16 protein-coding genes and 3 pseudogenes are annotated in these 17,683 nt (G+C 60.5%); 9 read left to right on the forward strand and 10 right to left on the reverse strand.

Annotated elements, in window-relative coordinates; all coding sequences use genetic code 11:
• Window positions 1-225 precede the first annotated feature (225 nt).
• Both AC07W0_RS29770 and AC07W0_RS29775 read right to left on the reverse strand, forming a co-directional pair.
• Window positions 226-603, reverse strand: a complete 378-nt coding sequence (locus AC07W0_RS29770; protein WP_102618907.1) for a c-type cytochrome — start codon at window positions 601-603, stop codon at window positions 226-228.
• Between the two features lie 42 nt (window positions 604-645).
• Window positions 646-987 carry a demethoxyubiquinone hydroxylase family protein gene (locus AC07W0_RS29775; RefSeq protein ID WP_017846736.1) on the reverse strand — a complete coding sequence of 114 codons (342 nt, stop codon included), beginning with the start codon at window positions 985-987 and terminating at the stop codon, window positions 646-648.
• A 181-nt stretch (window positions 988-1,168) separates the two neighbouring features.
• Between AC07W0_RS29775 and AC07W0_RS29780 the strand changes: the two genes are divergently transcribed.
• The 5 genes from AC07W0_RS29780 (at window position 1,169) to AC07W0_RS29800 (ending at window position 6,496) form a co-directional block, all read left to right on the forward strand.
• Window positions 1,169-1,549 carry a response regulator gene (locus AC07W0_RS29780; RefSeq protein ID WP_017846735.1) on the forward strand — a complete coding sequence of 127 codons (381 nt, stop codon included), beginning with the start codon at window positions 1,169-1,171 and terminating at the stop codon, window positions 1,547-1,549.
• Between the two features lie 203 nt (window positions 1,550-1,752).
• Window positions 1,753-1,947: a hypothetical protein gene (locus AC07W0_RS29785; protein ID WP_017846734.1), complete on the forward strand. Its 195-nt coding sequence runs from the start codon at window positions 1,753-1,755 to the stop codon at window positions 1,945-1,947.
• A gap of 123 nt (window positions 1,948-2,070) precedes the next feature.
• Entirely contained in the window at window positions 2,071-3,966 is a 1,896-nt protein-coding gene (locus AC07W0_RS29790) for an alkaline phosphatase D family protein (RefSeq protein ID WP_102618908.1), read from the forward strand.
• A gap of 134 nt (window positions 3,967-4,100) precedes the next feature.
• Window positions 4,101-5,102 carry a diguanylate cyclase domain-containing protein gene (locus tag AC07W0_RS29795; RefSeq protein ID WP_102618909.1) on the forward strand — a complete coding sequence of 334 codons (1,002 nt, stop codon included), beginning with the start codon at window positions 4,101-4,103 and terminating at the stop codon, window positions 5,100-5,102.
• A gap of 143 nt (window positions 5,103-5,245) precedes the next feature.
• Complete coding sequence (locus AC07W0_RS29800; RefSeq protein WP_102618910.1) at window positions 5,246-6,496, forward strand: 2-aminoadipate transaminase; 1,251 nt, start codon at window positions 5,246-5,248, stop codon at window positions 6,494-6,496.
• On the opposite strand, the gene AC07W0_RS29805 is transcribed toward AC07W0_RS29800, so the two are convergent.
• The gene (locus AC07W0_RS29805; protein WP_102618911.1) at window positions 6,493-8,517 is read right to left on the reverse strand and encodes a c-type cytochrome; all 2,025 of its coding nucleotides are present in this window, start codon (window positions 8,515-8,517) and stop codon (window positions 6,493-6,495) included. The two genes, AC07W0_RS29800 and AC07W0_RS29805, sit on opposite strands and share 4 nt — an antisense overlap.
• A gap of 229 nt (window positions 8,518-8,746) precedes the next feature.
• Here AC07W0_RS29805 and AC07W0_RS29810 point away from each other — a divergent pair.
• The 3 genes and pseudogenes from AC07W0_RS29810 to AC07W0_RS29820 form a co-directional block, all read left to right on the forward strand.
• Window positions 8,747-8,901: pseudogene (locus AC07W0_RS29810) on the forward strand (type II toxin-antitoxin system Phd/YefM family antitoxin); the annotation flags it as partial.
• A pseudogene (locus tag AC07W0_RS29815) lies at window positions 8,901-9,023 on the forward strand (Txe/YoeB family addiction module toxin); the annotation flags it as partial. The pseudogenes AC07W0_RS29810 and AC07W0_RS29815, both read left to right, overlap by 1 nt.
• A gap of 292 nt (window positions 9,024-9,315) precedes the next feature.
• A complete protein-coding gene (locus AC07W0_RS29820; protein WP_017846728.1) occupies window positions 9,316-10,032 on the forward strand; it encodes a hypothetical protein in 717 nt (238 codons plus the stop codon).
• Between the two features lie 59 nt (window positions 10,033-10,091).
• Here AC07W0_RS29820 and ptaA read toward each other — a convergent pair whose 3' ends face one another.
• The 6 genes from ptaA to cyoA all read right to left on the reverse strand — a co-directional run bounded on the left by ptaA (window position 10,092) and on the right by cyoA (window position 16,162).
• The gene (gene ptaA, locus AC07W0_RS29825; RefSeq protein ID WP_102618912.1) at window positions 10,092-11,186 is read right to left on the reverse strand and encodes a pyoverdine biosynthesis transaminase PtaA; all 1,095 of its coding nucleotides are present in this window, start codon (window positions 11,184-11,186) and stop codon (window positions 10,092-10,094) included.
• Window positions 11,187-11,334: 148 nt separating this feature from the next.
• On the reverse strand, window positions 11,335-12,222 hold the full coding sequence (gene cyoE, locus AC07W0_RS29830) for a heme o synthase (protein WP_017846726.1): 888 nt from the start codon (window positions 12,220-12,222) through the stop codon (window positions 11,335-11,337).
• 11 nt (window positions 12,223-12,233) lie between these two features.
• Window positions 12,234-12,569 (reverse strand): cytochrome o ubiquinol oxidase subunit IV, encoded by a 336-nt coding sequence (gene cyoD, locus AC07W0_RS29835; RefSeq protein ID WP_017846725.1) that lies wholly within the window; start codon window positions 12,567-12,569, stop codon window positions 12,234-12,236.
• Entirely contained in the window at window positions 12,569-13,195 is a 627-nt protein-coding gene (locus tag AC07W0_RS29840) for a cytochrome o ubiquinol oxidase subunit III (RefSeq protein ID WP_017846724.1), read from the reverse strand. Before AC07W0_RS29840 ends, cyoD begins: the two co-directional genes overlap by 1 nt.
• A gap of 3 nt (window positions 13,196-13,198) precedes the next feature.
• Window positions 13,199-15,217 carry a cytochrome o ubiquinol oxidase subunit I gene (cyoB, locus tag AC07W0_RS29845; RefSeq protein ID WP_017846723.1) on the reverse strand — a complete coding sequence of 673 codons (2,019 nt, stop codon included), beginning with the start codon at window positions 15,215-15,217 and terminating at the stop codon, window positions 13,199-13,201.
• Between the two features lie 3 nt (window positions 15,218-15,220).
• Window positions 15,221-16,162: a ubiquinol oxidase subunit II gene (cyoA, locus tag AC07W0_RS29850; RefSeq protein ID WP_026139992.1), complete on the reverse strand. Its 942-nt coding sequence runs from the start codon at window positions 16,160-16,162 to the stop codon at window positions 15,221-15,223.
• Window positions 16,163-16,189: 27 nt separating this feature from the next.
• Here cyoA and AC07W0_RS29855 point away from each other — a divergent pair.
• A pseudogene (locus tag AC07W0_RS29855) lies at window positions 16,190-16,479 on the forward strand (hypothetical protein).
• Between the two features lie 473 nt (window positions 16,480-16,952).
• On the opposite strand, the gene AC07W0_RS29860 reads toward AC07W0_RS29855, so the two are convergent.
• Window positions 16,953-17,459: a disulfide bond formation protein B gene (locus AC07W0_RS29860; RefSeq protein WP_017846721.1), complete on the reverse strand. Its 507-nt coding sequence runs from the start codon at window positions 17,457-17,459 to the stop codon at window positions 16,953-16,955.
• Window positions 17,460-17,683 lie beyond the last annotated feature (224 nt).

Genomic DNA, 17,683 nt, shown 5'->3' on the forward strand with positions numbered 1-17,683 from the left:
GGGTGGTTTGGTATTGCAGGTATTTGGGGCGGGGCTGATGCACCGCGCCCACATTTGAGGGGATGTCCTTATCGGTGTAAGGGCTTCAGAACGACGCAGGTTTTATGTGGGAGTTGTCGAGCCCCAGCGAGGCTGCGATGCAGGCGCTGCGGTCTGGCAGGTGTCACGCGGTGATCCCATCGCAGCCTCGCCGGGGCTCGACAACTCCCACATGGGGTCAGGCGATCACTCAGGTTGAAACGTCGCCAGGTAGGCCAGGATGTTGTCGATCTTTTCCTGATCGCTGATGCCCCAGAAGATCATGCGCGTGCCGCTCACCACCTTCTTCGGCGCCTCGATATAGGCCGCGAGTTTTTCCCGGGTCCAGACCACCCCGGAGTTTTTCATCGCATCTGAATACTGATAGTCGGGAGTGGTGCCGGCTGACCTGCCGATGATGCCGTTGAGTTCGGGGCCAAAGCCGCCGCGCGCGCCCTCGCCGATGCTATGGCAGCCGCCGCAGGTTTTGGCGAAGAGCTTGCCACCCGCTTCGGCATTGCCGGCGGCGCAGGCTGCGCCGGTGTTGAGGATCAGGACGAAGGTCAGTAACGCGCGGTATTTCATAAGGGCTCCACATCGGGTGATACGGGTAATTATGCCGGTTTGTCAGGAACGCATGCCCATCCAGATCACCGCTTCGGTCCACGCTGTCACCACCGGCGCCAGCGTCCTGAACCACGGGTCATCCCGCTCGATCTGCGCGGCCGAGTGATCATGGTGGTGCTGTTCCTCCTCGACGATCGAGGCAATCGCGGCCACGGCCAGCGGGTCGATGTCACGCAATGTGTGGAGTTGATGGGCCAGGTGCCTGAGGACCACACTCTCGACCGCAACCGTGGTGGCAACAATCGCTTTGCGGCCGCACAGGCCGGTGATCAGCCCCAGTACCAGGCCGCCGAGACCGCATAGCCAGTAACTGCGGCAGCGGCGGTAACCCCGTCGTCGCAATTCGGCCTCAAGCAAGCGGACCGGAGGTGGGTGGAAAAGCGCCGGTATCGTGCAGCAGCACCCGGCAAAGGCGCAACCTAGACGCGCAAAACGACCATCCATCGCTCAGCGCATATCGGATCGAACCTAATCCGCTCCGCCCCACTCCACCCTACTGAACCCTGATGGTGGAGTAAGGATCATGGCTCAGCCATCGATTTTAGTGCTGGAAGACGACGAAATCATTCGCGCGTTAATGGTGGATGTACTGGAGGACTTCGGCGCACATGTCACCTCGTTTCCTTCGGCGGATGAAGGCATGATCTACCTGGAGCGGGCCGATGACCCGGTGGACCTGATTGTGAGTGATATCCAGATGCCTGGTTTACTCAACGGCTATGACCTGAGTCGCGTGGTGGCCCATCGCTGGCCGTCGGTGCCGGTGCTGCTGACGTCCGGTAACACCGGGCTGGCGGCGCAGCTGGGGGGATCGGTACGCTTCCTGCCCAAGCCGTGGAGCACCGAACATCTGCTCGAATGCGTACAAACCGCACTGACCCGGCAGGGCGCGTCGATGCATTGATAGCTTCGCGATTCACTTTGCTCAACGTCACGACAGGCTGGCAGTGGGCTCCGATTTACGGTGCCCACGGTGAATGACGATTCCCACTCCTGAGTAGTCTCGTTTTGACTCAATAGGTTTATAGCGACTGCCTTCTTACCCGCTGTAAGTTCGGTTCGCGTCGACAGTGTTCGCCGCAAACCGAACTTACAGAGGAAACCGTGATGAATATTTTCTACAGCCATCTGAACTTCGAAAATTCGTTTCTGCCGACCTACTTGAACACACAGGTAGACCACCACTCCCCCTCAAAAACGCCCCCTCAGGGAGCGGCCATTGGCGTCAATGGCGAGCAGTCGCCTAAAAAAGACCGTCCCGTGAGCGGGCTGGACAGCCTGGGTCGGGGAAACATCATCTGAGGCGCCCAACCAGAGGCTGCAGACCTGCAGTCTCTTCCTTCTTTCGATCCGCCCGGCCTTAACACAATACTGACATCCGCCGGGTTAACCTTCGCTACCCCCTTGCACAGAGCTTTCAACCCTATGCCTCACGCCGGCACCTTGCCCGACGTCCTCGCCGGCCCGCTGCTGCGGCGCCTTGAACCGCAGCGCCTGGTAATGTGGCTGGTGGGGACGCGGCAACTGCCTTTGACCCTCAGGCTGCACGTCGCCGAACAGAGCCGCGACATCGTGCTGGACCAAGGCCAGTGCCAAATCGTGCCGGTGGGGCGCCAGGCCTTTATCCACTTGATCGACACCCCGTTGGACGAGGCCCTGCCCCAGGACGCGTTGATCGGTTATGACCTGCTGATCGACGGGCGCGGCATCGCCCACTGGGCAGCGCACCTGCTCTATTGCGACGCGCAATCGCCGAGTTTCGTGCTGCATAGCCGTATTCATCAACTGGTCCACGGCTCCTGCCGCAAGCCCCATCACCCGGCGGACGAAGGCTTGCTGTGCGTCGATCGCCTGCTGGCCGACGCCCAGACCCCAGCCCAACGCCCGGCATTGTTGATGATGAGCGGCGACCAGGTGTATGCCGACGATGTCGCCGGGCCGATGCTGCGGGCGATTCATGGGCTGATCGCGCGCCTGGGGCTGTTCGACGAATACCTGGATGGCGCCGTGGTGGACGACAGCGCCAGCCTCTACGGGCATCACGCCAGTTATTACCAGCGGGCCGAACTGCTCCCCGCGCTGGACAGCAACGAGACCTTGCGCGAGCGCTTCTTCGGCGGCGTGAAGAAGCCGATTTTCACCAGCAGCACCGCCGACAATCACCTGGTGACCTTCGCCGAAGTGATGGCCATGTATTTGTTGGTCTGGTCCCCCACTCCCTGGACGCTGATCGCGCCACAGCCGCCGCAACTGAGCGCCGACGCGCAACAGCGTTATGCCCGCGAACAGGTGCAGATCGATCGCTTCCGCAACGGCCTGCCCGGCGTCGCGCGGGTGTTTGCCCATCTGTCCACGCTGATGATCTTCGACGATCACGACATCACCGACGACTGGAACCTCAGCGCGCAGTGGGAAGAAACCGCCTACGGCCATCCGTTCTCCAAACGCATCATCGGTAACGCGCTGCTGGCTTACCTGCTGTGCCAAGGCTGGGGCAACCAGCCGCAGGTATTTGGCCCGCTGATCAACCAGACCCAGGCGCTTGTCGCCCAGGCACAGCACAACCACCTGAACGCGAGTGCGCAGGATCAACTGATCGACACGCTGCTGGCCTTCCAACAGTGGCATTACGTGCTGCCGACCACCCCCGCGCTGGTGGTGCTCGACACCCGCACCCGCCGCTGGCGCAGCGAATTCAACCTCAAGCAACCGTCCGGCCTGCTGGACTGGGAAGCCTTGAGCGAACTGCAACAAGCGCTGCTGGACCACCCGTCGGCAATCATCGTCTCCCCCGCGCCGATCTTTGGCGTCAAGCTGATCGAGACCGTGCAAAAAGTGTTCAGTTGGTGCGGCTACCCGCTGCTGGTCGACGCCGAAAACTGGATGGCGCATCGCGGCGCCGCCCAGGTGATCCTGAATATCTTCCGCCACTCCCGCACACCGGGTAACTACGTCATCCTCTCGGGCGACGTGCATTACTCGTTCGTCTACGAAGTGCTGATCCGCCATCGCAACGCCGGCCCCAAGCTCTGGCAGATCACCAGCAGCGGCATCAAGAACGAATTCCCGCCGCACCTGCTGGAATGGTTCGACCGCCTCAACCGCTGGCTCTACTCGCCGCGCTCCCCACTCAACTGGTTCACCCGCCGCCGCACCATGCAGGTGGTGCCGCATATCCCGGAACACGCCGAAGCCGGTGAACGCTTGTGGAACTCGGCGGGGATCGGCCAGGTATTTTTCAACGAACAAGGCCAGCCCGAGGCCATTTACCAGCACAACGCCAATGGGAAGGCACCGACGAGGATGCTGGCGCCGAAATAATGGCCTATCGCCACACTTCGGCAGCGGCACAGCCGTTCTATTCAAAGCGTGCAAGCCCCGTTGTACAGTAGCGCCAGCCACGGAGTATCGGCGTCAATTTGACCGGCCTTGGGGCCCACGCAGGAAGCGCGCACATGGACGATACATCCGGCAACAAACCGTCAACTGACCTCAATGCGGACATGTTGCATGCCGTCATTGAACTGGTCAGCGACGGGGTCTGGGACTGGAACGCGAATACGGGGTTCGTTTATCGCAACCCGGGCTGGTACGAAATGCTCGGTTACCCCCGCCACTCCCTGGAGAACAGCGTGTTCACCTGGGAGAACATCATCCACCCCGATGACTACCCCCGCGTGATGACGGTGTTCGATGACTACATCAACCGTCGCTCGCCCTATTACCAAACCGAATACCGTTGCCGCAAAGAAGACGGCAGCTACCTGTGGATCGAAGACCGCGGCTATGTGGTTGCGCGTAACCTCGACGGCTCGGTAGCACGCATGGTCGGCGCCCATCGCGACATCAATACGCGCAAGTGCGCCATCGAACAGCTCGAACGGCGCAACCAATCCCTTGAAGCCTTGGTTGCCGAACGCACACGCGAGTTGTCGCGGGTCAACCAGCAACTGCAGTTGCAACTGGACGAGAACCGCTCCCTGGCCGAGCGTGACGCCCTGACACGCGTGGCCAACCGTTATCGCCTGGAGAAAGTGCTGCTGGACGAATGCGAGCGCGCCCAACGCTTTCGCCTGCCGTTGGCCCTGGTCGCCATGGATATCGATGACTTCAAGCCGATCAATGATCGACACGGCCACGGCGTCGGCGACCAGACCCTGATGAGCGTCGTGGAGAGCCTGGAGGCCTGCGTGCGCCCCGGTGACTTGCTCGCGCGCTGGGGTGGCGATGAGTTCGTGGTGGTACTGCCCAAAAGCACCCTGGAGAGCGCAAAAAACCTGGCCGAGCGCATTCGCCAAAGCATGAGCGAAGTACCCACCGTGGGCGACTTCAAAATCACCCTGAGCCTGGGGGTAGTGGAGCGTCATGCGGGTGAAGCCCCCGCCGCCCTGATGGCGCGGGCCGATCAGGCGTTGTATCGCTCCAAGGCGGCGGGGAAGGACATCGTCTCGGAATGAATGCGCGGGTTTGTGGCCCCGAACGGCTGCTTGGCAAGCGCTCCTTCCGATTTGGAATGACCCGGCGACTTTATTTCGTTTGCGGCCCGGCCCGGCTCACGGCTTAGATAAAAAGACGCCCGCCATTGCCGAGTCCGAGATTCATGAGCCGCGAAACCATCAGCCAGTCGATTTCCATCGTCCACCCCATCAGCCTCAGCCACGGCAAGAACGCCGAAGTCTGGGACACCGCGGGCAAGCGCTACATCGACTTTGTCGGCGGCATCGGCGTGCTCAACCTCGGGCACTGCCACCCGGCGGTGGTCGAGGCGATTCGCCAGCAGGCGACCCAACTGACCCACTATGCCTTCAACGCCGCTCCGCACAGGCCTTACATCGAGCTGATGGATCGTCTGAGTGCATTTATCCCGGTGGACTACCCGGTCAGCGGGATGCTCACCAACAGCGGTGCGGAAGCCGCGGAAAACGCCCTGAAGATCGTGCGCGGCGCCACCGGCCGCACCGCGGTGATCGCCTTCGACGGCGCCTTCCACGGCCGCACCCTCGCCACCCTCAACCTGAATGGCAAGGTCGCGCCCTACAAGCAAAAAGTCGGTGTCCTGCCGGGCCCGGTGTATCACCTGCCCTACCCCAGCGCCGACAACGACGTGACCTGCGCCGACGCGCTGAAGGCCATGGACCGCTTGTTCAGCGTGGAAATCGACGTCAACGATGTAGCCTGCTTCATCATTGAGCCGGTGCAGGGTGAAGGCGGTTTCCTCGCGCTGGATATCGCGTTCGCCCAGGCCCTTCGCCGCTTCTGCGATGAGAAAAACATCCTGCTGATCGTCGATGAAATCCAGTCCGGTTTCGGCCGCACCGGGCAACGTTTTGCCTTCTCGCGCCTGGGCATAACGCCGGACTTGATCCTGCTCGGCAAAAGCATCGCCGGCGGTGTGCCGTTGGGTGCTGTGGTGGGGCGCAAGGCGTTACTCGACAACCTGCCCAAAGGCGGGCTGGGCGGCACATATTCGGGCAATCCCATCGCCTGCGCGGCGGCGTTGGCCACCCTGGAGGTGATGACGGATGCACAGTTGCAGGCCTGGGGCGCGCGACAGGAAGAGGCCATCCTGCGCCGCTACGAAACCTGGCGCGCGCAACGCCTGTCGCCTTACCTGGGCCGACTGACCGGCGTCGGCGCCATGCGTGGCATCGAGTTGGCCCACGCTGACGGCACGCCCGCGCCCCAGCAACTGAGCCAGTTGCTGAGCCTGGCGCGGGACGCCGGCTTGCTGCTGATGCCCAGCGGCAAGTCGCGGCACATCGTCCGCCTACTGGCACCGCTGACCATTGAGCCGGCGGTGTTGGAGGAAGGCCTGGACATCCTCCAGGCGTGCCTCAAGCAACTGGACTAGTAACGCGCATCCACCGGCTTACCGCCGTTGGGCCAGTCTTTGACCTTGTCCGGGAAGTCCGGGCGAGGTTGCCCCGAGAAATACGCCGCGACGTCCACCGCTTCCTGGTCGGACAAACCGCCCTGGCCCAACGGGAATTGCTCGTGGAAGCCGATCGGCATGTTGCGTTTGACGAACGCCGCCGCCGTGTAGGTGCGTGCCATGCCGGCGCCGATATTGAACGACTGGTCGCCCCACAGCGGCGGGTACACCCGCTCGCCGTCGGCACGCGCCAGGCCCTCACCGTTGTCACCATGGCACACTGCGCATTGCTTGGCGTAGACCGCCTTGCCATTGGCCAGGTCCGGTTTGATCGCCGGGTCGACCTTGCCTACACCGCGCCCGGCCACCTTGTCTTCGGGGCGGGTGTTGTTCTTCATCCAGTCGAAGTACGCGACCATCGCCTGCATATCCGCCGATTGCGGCGGCAACGGTTTGCCGTTCATCGAGCGCCGGAAGCAGCCGTTGATGCGTTCTTCCAGGCTCACCACCTTGCCCGCGCGCGGTGCATAGCTGGGGAAGAAGGCCGACACGCCGACGAAGGGCGAACCGTCCGCCACGGTGCCGGCGTTGAGGTGGCAACTGGTGCAATTGAGCGCGTTGCCGACGTTGTCGGGCAGCAATGCCTTGGTTTGCAGGTGCAGGCGCATGCCGCGCACCACCTGGTCGGCGTTCGGCGCCGCGAGCAGGTCGGCCAGGCGCGGGGTTTCGAAAGTGGAGGAGTCGGTCGTGGCCGGGTCGAGCTGATCGCGCAATGTCTTGACCTGCGCGGCGCTGATCGACGTGCCCTGGTTGCCCCAGCGCGTGCGAACGAAACTGAGGATTTCAGCGACCTCCTGGTCCGCCAGCCGGGCAAACCCGGGCATGGTGTAGACCCGTGGGTGAGTGGCCGTTTGTGCGGTCTCCCAACCGGTGAGGGTGATGTGCAGCAGGGATGTCGGGTCGTTCGAGACGATGCTCGGGTTGCCGGCCAACGGCGGGAACAAGCCTTTCACCCCCGCGCCATCACTGCGGTGGCAGTCGCTGCAGAACTGCATATAACCCAGGCCGCCACGGCTGGTGAACAGGTCGGCGGGCGGCGCGGCCGGTGCGCGGGCCACCGACGGCATCGGCAGATCGTCCGGGCCGGGCGGCAGGGATTTCAGATAGCGGGCAATCGCGGTCAGGTCGTCGTCGCTGAAATGCTGGGTGCTGTGGTGAATCACATCGGCCATGTTGCCGGCGACGGTGGCAAAACGGTTCTGCCCGGTCTTGAGCAGTTGCACGGTGTCTTCCACGGTCCACAGGTTGCGCAGGCTCAGGGCGCGCCAATGCTCGACGGTTTCGCCGGCCAGGTAATGCTGGCCGCCGCGCCCGTCATCGCTCATGGCCTTTTCCTGGAAGGCGATGCCCCGCGGGGTATGACAGGAGCCGCAGTGGCCCAGGCCCTGGACCAGATACGCGCCACGGTTGAGCTGCGCGTCACGGCCGGGGTCGGGCTGGAACGCTTGCTTGTCGAGAAAGGCGAAGTTCCACAAGGCCAGGCCCCAGCGCTGGTTGAACGGGAAGCCCATGTCCGCCTCGATGTTGGCCTGCCGCACGGGTTCCACGCCTTGCATCAGGTAGGCGTACAAGGCGCGCATGTCCTCCTCGCTCATCTTGGCGTAGGACGGATACGGCATCGCCGGGTACAGGTTCATACCCGCAGGTGTGACACCTTCACGCATGACTCGGTCGAACTGTTCGAAGCTGTAGGCGCCAATACCGGTCTCGCGGTCCGGCGTGATGTTGCTCGAATAGATCGTGCCCATCGGCGTGCTCAGCTCCAGCCCGCCGGCCATCGCGTTGCCTGACTTGGCGGTGTGGCAAGCGATGCAGTCACCCAATTGCGCGACATATTTGCCGTGCTCGATCAGTGCGGTATCGGCGGAATTGGCGTGCAGGGGTAGCGTCAGACCAAGCGTCGCCCCCAGCAAGGCCAGGCGTGACAGAGAAAGCGCCATTGCATTAGTCCTTTAATGACCTCGCGTGGGGAAGCCTCCTCGGCGCAGGTCCGTTGTCGTTTTTATGGGTTCATCAGACCTTTGTGTTGTAACGGGTTTAGCGCTGCGGGGTTTTGATGTGGGTCAGGCTCAAACCGTAAGGGTGCCACCCACTGACCGTTGATAAGGAAACCCTTGAACACATGTACGTATTTCTGTACGTCTCGTACCATCAAGCGAGGACATACCCATGGAAACAATCAACTACACCAATGCCCGTGCCCATTTCTCCGAGACAATGGATCGGGTTAATGACGATCACATCCCGTTGCTGCTCACCCGGCAAAAAGGTGAGCCCGTGGGATGATCTCGCTATCGGAATTCAATGCCCTTGAAGAGACGGCCCCGAACCACTCAAATACAACCTCAGTGGCTTCTGGTCTCGGCGAATCACCGCCGAACATCGCTTGATCTATGGCATAGAGGATGATGAGATTCAGGTCTTGATGTGTCGTTATCACTATTAACGGGGAATACCTGTTGAAGCCGACTGCCCTGGTCCGCGCCTGAAAACATCCGACGCTTTTCTGCAGGGAAGCACACTGGCGCTGGCACCGTCGATACTGTCGAGCGGCGCCTGGGCGGGCGGCACGGTCATCGGCAGCCTGTTGCGCATGCGGGCTGACCGTAGGTCTGTTTTGCGGGCGCTGGCCGCCTTGCGTCGCAATAAGGGCATTGTGCTGCCTTGACCTGCCCCCCCTCCCCGCCGAAAATGCCCGACGCTTTTTTGTCCCTGTTTACTGAAGTAGTGAAATTTCAATGCCCGATTCCTACACCGCTGAATCCGCCGAAGAATCCGTAGTCGCCTTGCAATCCAAAGCTGAATACGAAAACGCCATCAATCTTTCACAGCATGTGCCAGCGGCCAAGATCATCAGCGAGATGGTGCTGGACGCGTTCCACACCTCCAAGGAAAGCGACCAGATCCGCGAGTTGCGCGTGGCCATCCGCCAGGCCCACGATGCCTTCGACGACGACAAGGCCTACGACCTGATGGGCCAACTCAAGCAGCTCAAGGACGCCGAAGCCGCCGACAACATCGCCCTGGAAGACCTGAGCAGCAAGTTCTCGATCAGCCGCATCCTGTCCAGCTTCAAGGACGACCCGGCGTTTCAGGAGCTGGTCTACGGCCTGGCCCTCAAGGTGCTGAACCAGTCCCACCAGGCCATCAGCAACCCGAGCGCCGGCAAGGGCAAGGCCTCGCGGCCGAAGAAAGAAGCCGAAGTGTTTGTGATCAGCAAGGATGGCATCAGCGTCACCCTGCCGCTGCGCACGCCGCGCTCGAAGCTCAATGTCGACCGTGAAGCGTTCGAGTTCCTGGGTTTCAGCTTCGTGGGTGAAGGCGATGACGCCGAGCTGGAAGTCGAGAGCTTTGTGGATAACGCCGGCGCCGAACAGCCGTTGAGCCGCAAGAGCGTGATCACGGCGTTGCAGCAGCAGACCGCGTTCGATGGGTACAGCATCGCGCAGCAGTAGTACCGCAGAACCCAATGTGGGAGGGGGATTGCTCCCTCCCACATTGGTTTTGTGTTGGGTTAAACGCTGCGCTGGACCTGCGCCGCAAACACCTCGCGAAACCGCTCCATCTCGTGCTTGTTCCCCACCGTCACCCGCACCCACTGCGGCCAGCTCTTCCATACGCGGCCGATCATCACACCTTGCGCGGCCAGTTTCTCGATCACCTGCTCCGCCGGTTGCTTCACGTCGATCATGAAGCAGTTGCTCTGCGACACTGTGCAGGTGAACCCACGGGCCTTGAGCCAGGCGACGGTCTCCTCGCGCAGTTGCGCGTTCAGGGCCTTGCGTTGCGGCAACAGGTTGACGTCTTCGAGGCTGGCCTGCGCACCGAGCAAGCCGCTGCCGGCAGGGACGTTGTCGCCCCCGAACACCGCGAGGCGCGCCAGCAACGCCGGGGCGCCGATCGCCAGGCCCACGCGCGCGCCGGCCATGCCGTAGATTTTCGAGAAGGTGCGCAACACCAGCAGGTCGTCGTGTTCCTTGACCCAACTGACACAGCTGGGGGCGTCGGCGAAGTCGATGTACGCCTCGTCCACCACCAGCACGCTGCCTTGGGGTTTGTTCGCCAGCGCGTGGCGGATGGCCTCGGTGGACGTCAGGGTACCGGTGGGGTTATTCGGGTTGCACAGGTAGAGCATGCCCGCCTGGGGATCGGCGGCGAGCATCGCGGGGATGTCGTGGGCGTGCTCGGCCGTGAGGCTCACTTCCTGCACCGGCGCCCCGCTCGCCTCGGCCGCCTGGCGCGGCACCTCGTAGGACGGCGTGGCCATCACCAGCCCGCGGCTTTCGCCGGTAAACGCCAACACCGCGTAGCGCAGCGCCGCCATGGAACCGGAAAACACCGCCACCTGTGCTTCGGCAATCCCCTGCTGCCGGGCAAACAACGCGGCCAGCGCATACATGTGGCCGTAGGGATAACGCCCGGCCGTGGCAATCGCGCCCTGCATCGCCTCGCGGGCGGCGCCCGAGGGGCCGTAGGGGCTTTCGTTATAGTTGAGCCGCACCTTCTCAGCCTTTGCCGGCGGTGGGCTGGCGACTGCCCAGTCCAGGCGCCCGAGCAAGGGCAAGGCCGCGCCCAAGGCGAGAAGGGACCGACGACTAACGCTGACCATGGTGACAACTCCTTGTACGCGGGTAATGGATTCGCACAGCTCGTACAGTGAGGTATGACGAGAAAGGCACCGGCCGATTTAATCCCGCGCCCAAGAAAAAGCCCCGCGCTTCTCACGAAGGCGGGGCTTGTTCACTGCTTGGAACCACTCAGGGCGCGTAGGTCAGCAACAGCTCTCTCGGCACCTGGAAATCCAGGGACATCATCACGCTGAGCGCGGTGATGGTGAAGATCGAGAACACGAACAGCTTGCGGGCCCACACGGTGTCGTCCACCGCCTTGTAACCGGTCCAGGCCATGTACAACCAGTACATGCCCATGGCGGCGGCGACGGCAAGGTAGCTCATGCCGGCGTAGCCACTGAAGGTCAACATCAAGGTCGCCACGAGGAAGGCCAGGATGTACAGCAGGATGTGTTTCTTGGCCACCTGGATGCCGCGCTTGACCGGCAGAACCGGAATCGACGCAGCCAGGTAGTCGTTGAAACGGAAGATCGCGATGGCATAGGAATGCGGCATCTGCCACAGGCTGAACATCACCAGCAGCACCAGCGCGGCCATGTCGAAGCTATTGGTCACAGCCACATAACCAATCACCGGCGGCATCGCCCCCGACAGACTGCCCACCAGCGTGCCGTGAACCGACTTGCGCTTGAGGTACAGGCTGTAGAGGCCGACATAAATGACAAAGCCGATCACGGCAAACAGTGCCGCCAACGGGTTGGCCACCTTGTACAACAACACCACGCCGGCAACACCCAGGACGGTCGCGAACAGCAGTGCCAGTTTCAGGGAGATAAGGCCCTGGACCAGCACGCGATTCTTGGTGCGTTCCATCTTGATATCGATGTCGCGGTCGATGCAGTTGTTGAACACACAACCGGAAGCTACCACCAGGGACGTGCCGATCATGGCGGCCAGGAAGATGGCCAGATCGACATGTCCCTTGGAGGCCAGGAAGAAGCCGCCTGCCACAGAAAGCACGTTACCGAAAATGATCCCCGGTTTGGTGATTTGGATAAAGTGCTTAAGCGACATCGGGTCTTACCTCACTTCGCCATCATGTAGGTGTGGATGCTGAACATGATCCACAGCGACAGACCAACCAGCAGAACGATCACCAGGCCTGCGAACACGAACGCAATCACGTTCTCGCGCTGGGCCTCGGAGCGGTCCAGGTGCAGGAAGTACACCAGGTGAACCAGGACCTGAATCACCGCGAACGCCAGGACGATCATCAAGGTGATCGACTTCGGCAAGGTTGGGTACATCACCAGGCCGAACGGGATCAGGGTCAGGATGACCGACAGGATGAAGCCGATAGCGTAAGTCTTTACGCTGCCGTGACTCGCATCATGGCTGTCATGGGAGTGTGCATTAGCCATTACAGGGTCCCCATCAAGTAGACGACGGTGAATACGCAGATCCAGACCACATCCAGGAAGTGCCAGAACAGGCTCAGGCAGTTCAGGCGAGTCTTGTTGGTGTTGGTCAGGCCGTGTTTATTGACCTGATACATCATCATCGCCATCCAGATCAGGCCAGATGTCACGTGCAGACCGTGGGTCCCCACCAGCGTGAAGAACGCCGACAGGAAGCCGCTGCGGCTCGGGCCGTAGCCTTCGGAGATCAGCAGGTGGAACTCGTTGATCTCCATGCCGATGAAGCCCAGGCCGAACAGGAAGGTCAGGCCCAACCAGGTCAGTACGCCCTGCTTGTTGCCCTTGTAGAAGGACAACATGGCGAAGCCGTAGGTGATCGAACTGAACAACAGCAAGGCGGTTTCGCCGAGCACGTAAGGCAGTTCGAAGATGTCGTGGCCCGCCGGGCCACCCGCTACGTTGTTTACCAGTACCGCGTACACCGCGAAGATCGACGCAAACAAAATGCAGTCGGTCATCAGGTAGAGCCAGAAACCGTAGACGGTTACCGGGCCCGAGTCGTGGTGATGGTCATCGTGCCCATGGTCATCGACATGGGCGTGTCCAGCATTGGTCACTAAGTTCGACATGGTTTAAGCCTGTTCCAACGAGGTTTCTACACGGTTGGCCGGGATCTTCTTCTCGGCCACCAGGCGAGCGTGCTGCTCGGCTTCGATGCGCTCGATCGTTTCGACCGGCACCATGTAGCCTTGATCATCACGTGCAGCGTGGACAATGAAGTAGCCGATGGTGCCCACCAGGCTCACGATTGCCAGCCACCAGATGTGCCAGATCATCGAGAAACCGAACACGGTCAACAGCGCACCCATCACCACGCCAGTGGCCGTGTTGTTTGGCATGTGGATCGGTTCGTAGTGCTTAGGCCGCTGGTACGCAGTACCGTTTTCCTTGGCTTCGGTGAACGCATCGATGGTGTTCGCGGTAGGAATCACGGCGAAGTTGTAGAACGGAGGTGGCGACGAAGTCGACCATTCCAGGGTGTGGCCGTTCCATGGGTCGCCCGACTCGCACATGTTCTGCTTGCGGTCACGCACGCTGACATACAGCTGGATCAGCTGGCAGGCGATACCCGCCGCGATCAGCACTGCACCGACCATGGCGACGTACAGGTACGGCACCCACTCAGGGTTGGTGGTGGCGTTCAGACGACGGGTCATGCCCATGAAGCCCAGTGCATAGAGCGGCATGAACGCGACGAAGAAGCCCGAGATCCAGAACCAGAATGCAGCCTTGCCCCAACCGTCGTGCAGCTTGAAGCCGAACGCTTTCGGGAAGAAGAAGCTGAAACCAGCGATGTAACCGAATACCGCACCGCCGATGATCACGTTGTGGAAGTGAGCGATCACGAACAAGCTGTTGTGCAGCACGAAGTCAGCACCCGGGATGGCCAGCAGTACGCCGGTCATACCGCCGATGGCGAAGGTCACCATGAAGCCCAGTGTCCACACGACCTGGCTGGTCATACGCAGACGGCCGTGGTAGATGGTGAACAGCCAGTTGAATAGCTTCACCCCCGTCGGGATCGAAATCAGCATCGTCGCCAGGCCGAAGAAGGCGTTGACGCTGGCCCCCGAACCCATGGTGAAGAAGTGGTGCAGCCACACCATGAAGCCCAGTACCGAGATCGCACCGGAGGCGTAGACCATCGAGTGGTGACCGAACAGGCGCTTGCCGGTAAAGGTCGAGATCACTTCGGAGAAGATACCGAACGCTGGCAGGATCAGGATGTACACCTCAGGGTGACCCCATGCCCAGAACAGGTTCACGTACATCATTGGATTGCCACCAAGTTCGTTGGTGAAAATGTGGAAATCCAGGTAACGGTCAAGCGACAGCAGTGCCAGCGTAGCGGTGAGGATCGGGAACGAAGCCACGATCAGCACGTTGGCCCAGGTGCAGGTCCAGGTGAAGATCGGCATGTCCATCATCTTCATGCCAGGGGCGCGCATTTTCAGCACGGTGGCCAGGAAGTTGACCCCCGTCAGCGTCGTCCCGAGCCCTGATAACTGTAGCGCCCAGATGTAGTAGTCCACACCCACGCCCGGACTGTATTTCAGGCCCGACAATGGCGGATACGCAACCCAACCGGTCTTGGCGAATTCGCCGACGCCCAGGGACACGTTGATCAGCACCACGCCAGACACCAGCAGCCAGAAGCTCAGGGAGTTCAGGAACGGGTAGGCAACGTCGCGGGCACCGATCTGCAGCGGCACTGCAAGGTTCATCAGGCCGGTGAAGAAAGGCATCGCCATGAAGATGATCATGATCACACCGTGAGCGGTGAAGATCTGGTCATAGTGTTCAGGCGGCAGGTAGCCTGGCGCGCCCTCAGTGGCCATGGCCAACTGGGTACGCATCATGATGGCGTCGGCAAAACCACGCAGCAGCATGACCATGGCAACGACGATGTACATCACACCGATTTTCTTGTGGTCGACCGAAGTCAGCCACTCAGTCCACAAGTAGGTCCACTTCTTGAAGTAAGTGATACCCCCAACCAGTGCCAGACCACCCAGCGCGATCATGGCGATGGTAATCATCACAATCGGCTCGTGGAACGGGACCGCATCCCAACTTAATTTACCAAACATCGTTTACTCCTCTGCCCCAGCAGTTGAATGCGAGCCCGTGTCAGAACCTTCAACCGCAGCCACTTCTTTCTTCTCGTGCTTGACCGGCTTGCCTGGTTTCATGCCTTCGTACTTGTCGACGACTTTCTGAAACAGGTCAGGCGTGTAAGTGGAGTACAGCGCGACTGGGTTGTTCTGGCTTGGTTTGGCAAGGGCTTCGTATTCAGCTTGATCAAGCTGTTTAGGTGCGGCCTTGACTTCGGCTACCCAGGCGTCGAATTCTTCCTGGCTCGTCGAGATCGCTTTGAATTTCATGCCGGTGAAACCTGCGCCGCTATAGTTGGCGGAGATGCCGTCCATTTCAGCTTTCTGGTTGGCGATCAGGTGCAGCTTGGTCTGCATGCCGGCCATCGCGTAGATCTGGCCACCCAGGCCTGGGATGAAGAACGAGTTCATCACAGTGTCGGAGGTGATCTTGAAGTTAACCGGGGTATGTTCCGGGAACACGATCTTGTTGACGGTGGCGATACCCAGGTCCGGGTAGATGAACAGCCACTTCCAGTCCAGCGCGACCACTTCGATGTTGATCGGCTTGACCTCGGAGTCCAGCGGACGGTACGGGTCCAGCGCGTGGGTGGACTTGTAGGTCACATAACCCAGGGCAATGATGATGAGGATCGGAACCAGCCACACCGCGATTTCAATCTTGGTGGAGTGCGACCACTTCGGCGCGTAAGTCGCCTTGGTGTTCGACGCGCGGTATTTCCAGGCGAAGGCGAAGGTCATGATGATCACAGGGACCACGACCAGCAACATCAGCAGGGTGGCAGTGATGATCAGGTTGCGTTCATCCAGACCGACCTGTCCTTTTGGGTCGAGCAAGGACCACTTGCAGCCTCCCAGCATTAACATCATGCCAAGCAGCGGCAAAAAGCCTAGTAATCGGGGGTACCTGTTTTTACTCATCTCACGACCTCTAAAGCAGCTTGCGCAATGCAGTTGGGTTTTGATCGCCAACACTTCACCCTGCCAAGGGTTGGCATTTCTCTTCGATTGAATAAGAGCCTGCCCGTGCGCCCTGATTGGACGGTTCGCGGACCTGCGGTGAGTTCTTATTCGATTTCGTGGTTAAAGGCCTTGTTACAGACCAATTCCATTTGGTGCGGATAGTTGAAAGGCTGCCGGAACCTGGGGTCGCACAGAGCCATCCATCTGCCCCTCGACCGCTCCAATGCTCAAATATTGAACAGCACCGGACATTCAGTGCGGGCGATTGTAGTTAGCTAGCGATGTATAAACCATGACTTATAAAGAAATAATTTTTATCGATTCCAGCAATAATCCTTCACCTATTTTGCAAAGGTTCGCGATCTTATCGCGTTGGATTCTCAACAAAAACCACAAAAAATGCCGTGTTATAGGGCAAACTGCCACACCCCTTACCCGCCGTAAGGGCCTGAAAAAGCGCTCCAAGCCCCCATAAAACAGGGCACTCGCTGACCACCGAAAGCCGCGAACGGCGCGCTATTCGCGGTGTTGCTCAAACGATGAACTGACAGCACACATTAACGGCCATGGGTAAATTCAAGCGGCGTTGTGACGGCTCGGAAACGCCCAGCGACAGCGCCTGTGTGACAACATGTCGCACACTGCGCGTCGTCAAAATTGTCCCGCGTCACTGTCCCTTCAAAAATCCCTACAAACAAAAACGCCCCGGCTTTCCCTTGAGAAAGGCCGGGGCGTTTCAATGAATGGCTCAGGCTTTGCGTTGGCGATTGCGGTAGATGCCCAGGGGCACCAGGATCACCGTCAGCACGAACGCCACCAGCGCCCACTGCGCCAGCGACAGACCGAGCACCGGCGGGTACGGCGTGCTGCAGAAGCCGTCGACCTGGAAAACCAGCGGAAACACCTTGGCCAGGGGCAGGCCGTCAACGATCGGTTGCAGCACATCCACGCCGCAGCTGACCTCGGGGAAGAACTGGGTGTACACATGGTGACCGGCAGCCGCCACACCGCCCAAGGCACTGAGCACCACCAACCCTTCAAACAGCGTGATCGCCCCTTTGTTGCGCATAGCCGCACCAATAAACGCAAAAACGGCAATCAACAGCAAGGCATAGCGCTGCAGGATACACAGCGGGCACGGCGCTTCGCCCAACACCACCTGCATGTACAGCGCACCGCCGATCAGCGCCAGGCAGATGATGCCCAGCAACACCAGAAAGCGCCGCTCCCTGCCTAAACGCAATTCGTCACTCATCTCCGTATCCCTTTGTTTGGTTGTGCCTGTGGCGGCAAGTTTACACACAGAGAGTGGTTTAAACAGAAGGGGGTTAACGGCGGATTAATACGCCACTTGTAGGAGCGAGCTTGCTCGCGAAGAACGTCAACGATAACGCGTGCATCCTAGATGAACGTGGCGTCTTTGAGTTTTTCGCGAGCAAGCTCGCTCCTACAGGTGTATGTGGGTGTATGGGTGTGGGG

The sequence above is a fragment of the Pseudomonas sp. GW704-F2 genome (assembly GCF_059423025.1).

Bases quoted from the DNA above. Each gene is read 5' to 3' on its own strand.
- cyoE (WP_017846726.1), bottom strand. From the start codon at position 12,222: ATGTCGCTTAAGCACTTTATCCAAATCACCAAACCGGGGATCATTTTC.
- AC07W0_RS29840 (WP_017846724.1), bottom strand. From the start codon at position 13,195: ATGTCGAACTTAGTGACCAATGCTGGACACGCCCATGTCGATGACCAT.
- AC07W0_RS29780 (WP_017846735.1), top strand. From the start codon at position 1,169: ATGGCTCAGCCATCGATTTTAGTGCTGGAAGACGACGAAATCATTCGC.
- cyoB (WP_017846723.1), bottom strand. From the start codon at position 15,217: ATGTTTGGTAAATTAAGTTGGGATGCGGTCCCGTTCCACGAGCCGATT.
- ptaA (WP_102618912.1), bottom strand. From the start codon at position 11,186: ATGGTCAGCGTTAGTCGTCGGTCCCTTCTCGCCTTGGGCGCGGCCTTG.
- cyoD (WP_017846725.1), bottom strand. From the start codon at position 12,569: ATGGCTAATGCACACTCCCATGACAGCCATGATGCGAGTCACGGCAGC.
- AC07W0_RS29785 (WP_017846734.1), top strand. From the start codon at position 1,753: ATGAATATTTTCTACAGCCATCTGAACTTCGAAAATTCGTTTCTGCCG.
- cyoA (WP_026139992.1), bottom strand. From the start codon at position 16,162: ATGAGTAAAAACAGGTACCCCCGATTACTAGGCTTTTTGCCGCTGCTT.
- AC07W0_RS29820 (WP_017846728.1), top strand. From the start codon at position 9,316: ATGCCCGATTCCTACACCGCTGAATCCGCCGAAGAATCCGTAGTCGCC.
- AC07W0_RS29805 (WP_102618911.1), bottom strand. From the start codon at position 8,517: ATGGCGCTTTCTCTGTCACGCCTGGCCTTGCTGGGGGCGACGCTTGGT.
- AC07W0_RS29795 (WP_102618909.1), top strand. From the start codon at position 4,101: ATGGACGATACATCCGGCAACAAACCGTCAACTGACCTCAATGCGGAC.
- AC07W0_RS29800 (WP_102618910.1), top strand. From the start codon at position 5,246: ATGAGCCGCGAAACCATCAGCCAGTCGATTTCCATCGTCCACCCCATC.
- AC07W0_RS29770 (WP_102618907.1), bottom strand. From the start codon at position 603: ATGAAATACCGCGCGTTACTGACCTTCGTCCTGATCCTCAACACCGGC.
- AC07W0_RS29860 (WP_017846721.1), bottom strand. From the start codon at position 17,459: ATGAGTGACGAATTGCGTTTAGGCAGGGAGCGGCGCTTTCTGGTGTTG.
- AC07W0_RS29790 (WP_102618908.1), top strand. From the start codon at position 2,071: ATGCCTCACGCCGGCACCTTGCCCGACGTCCTCGCCGGCCCGCTGCTG.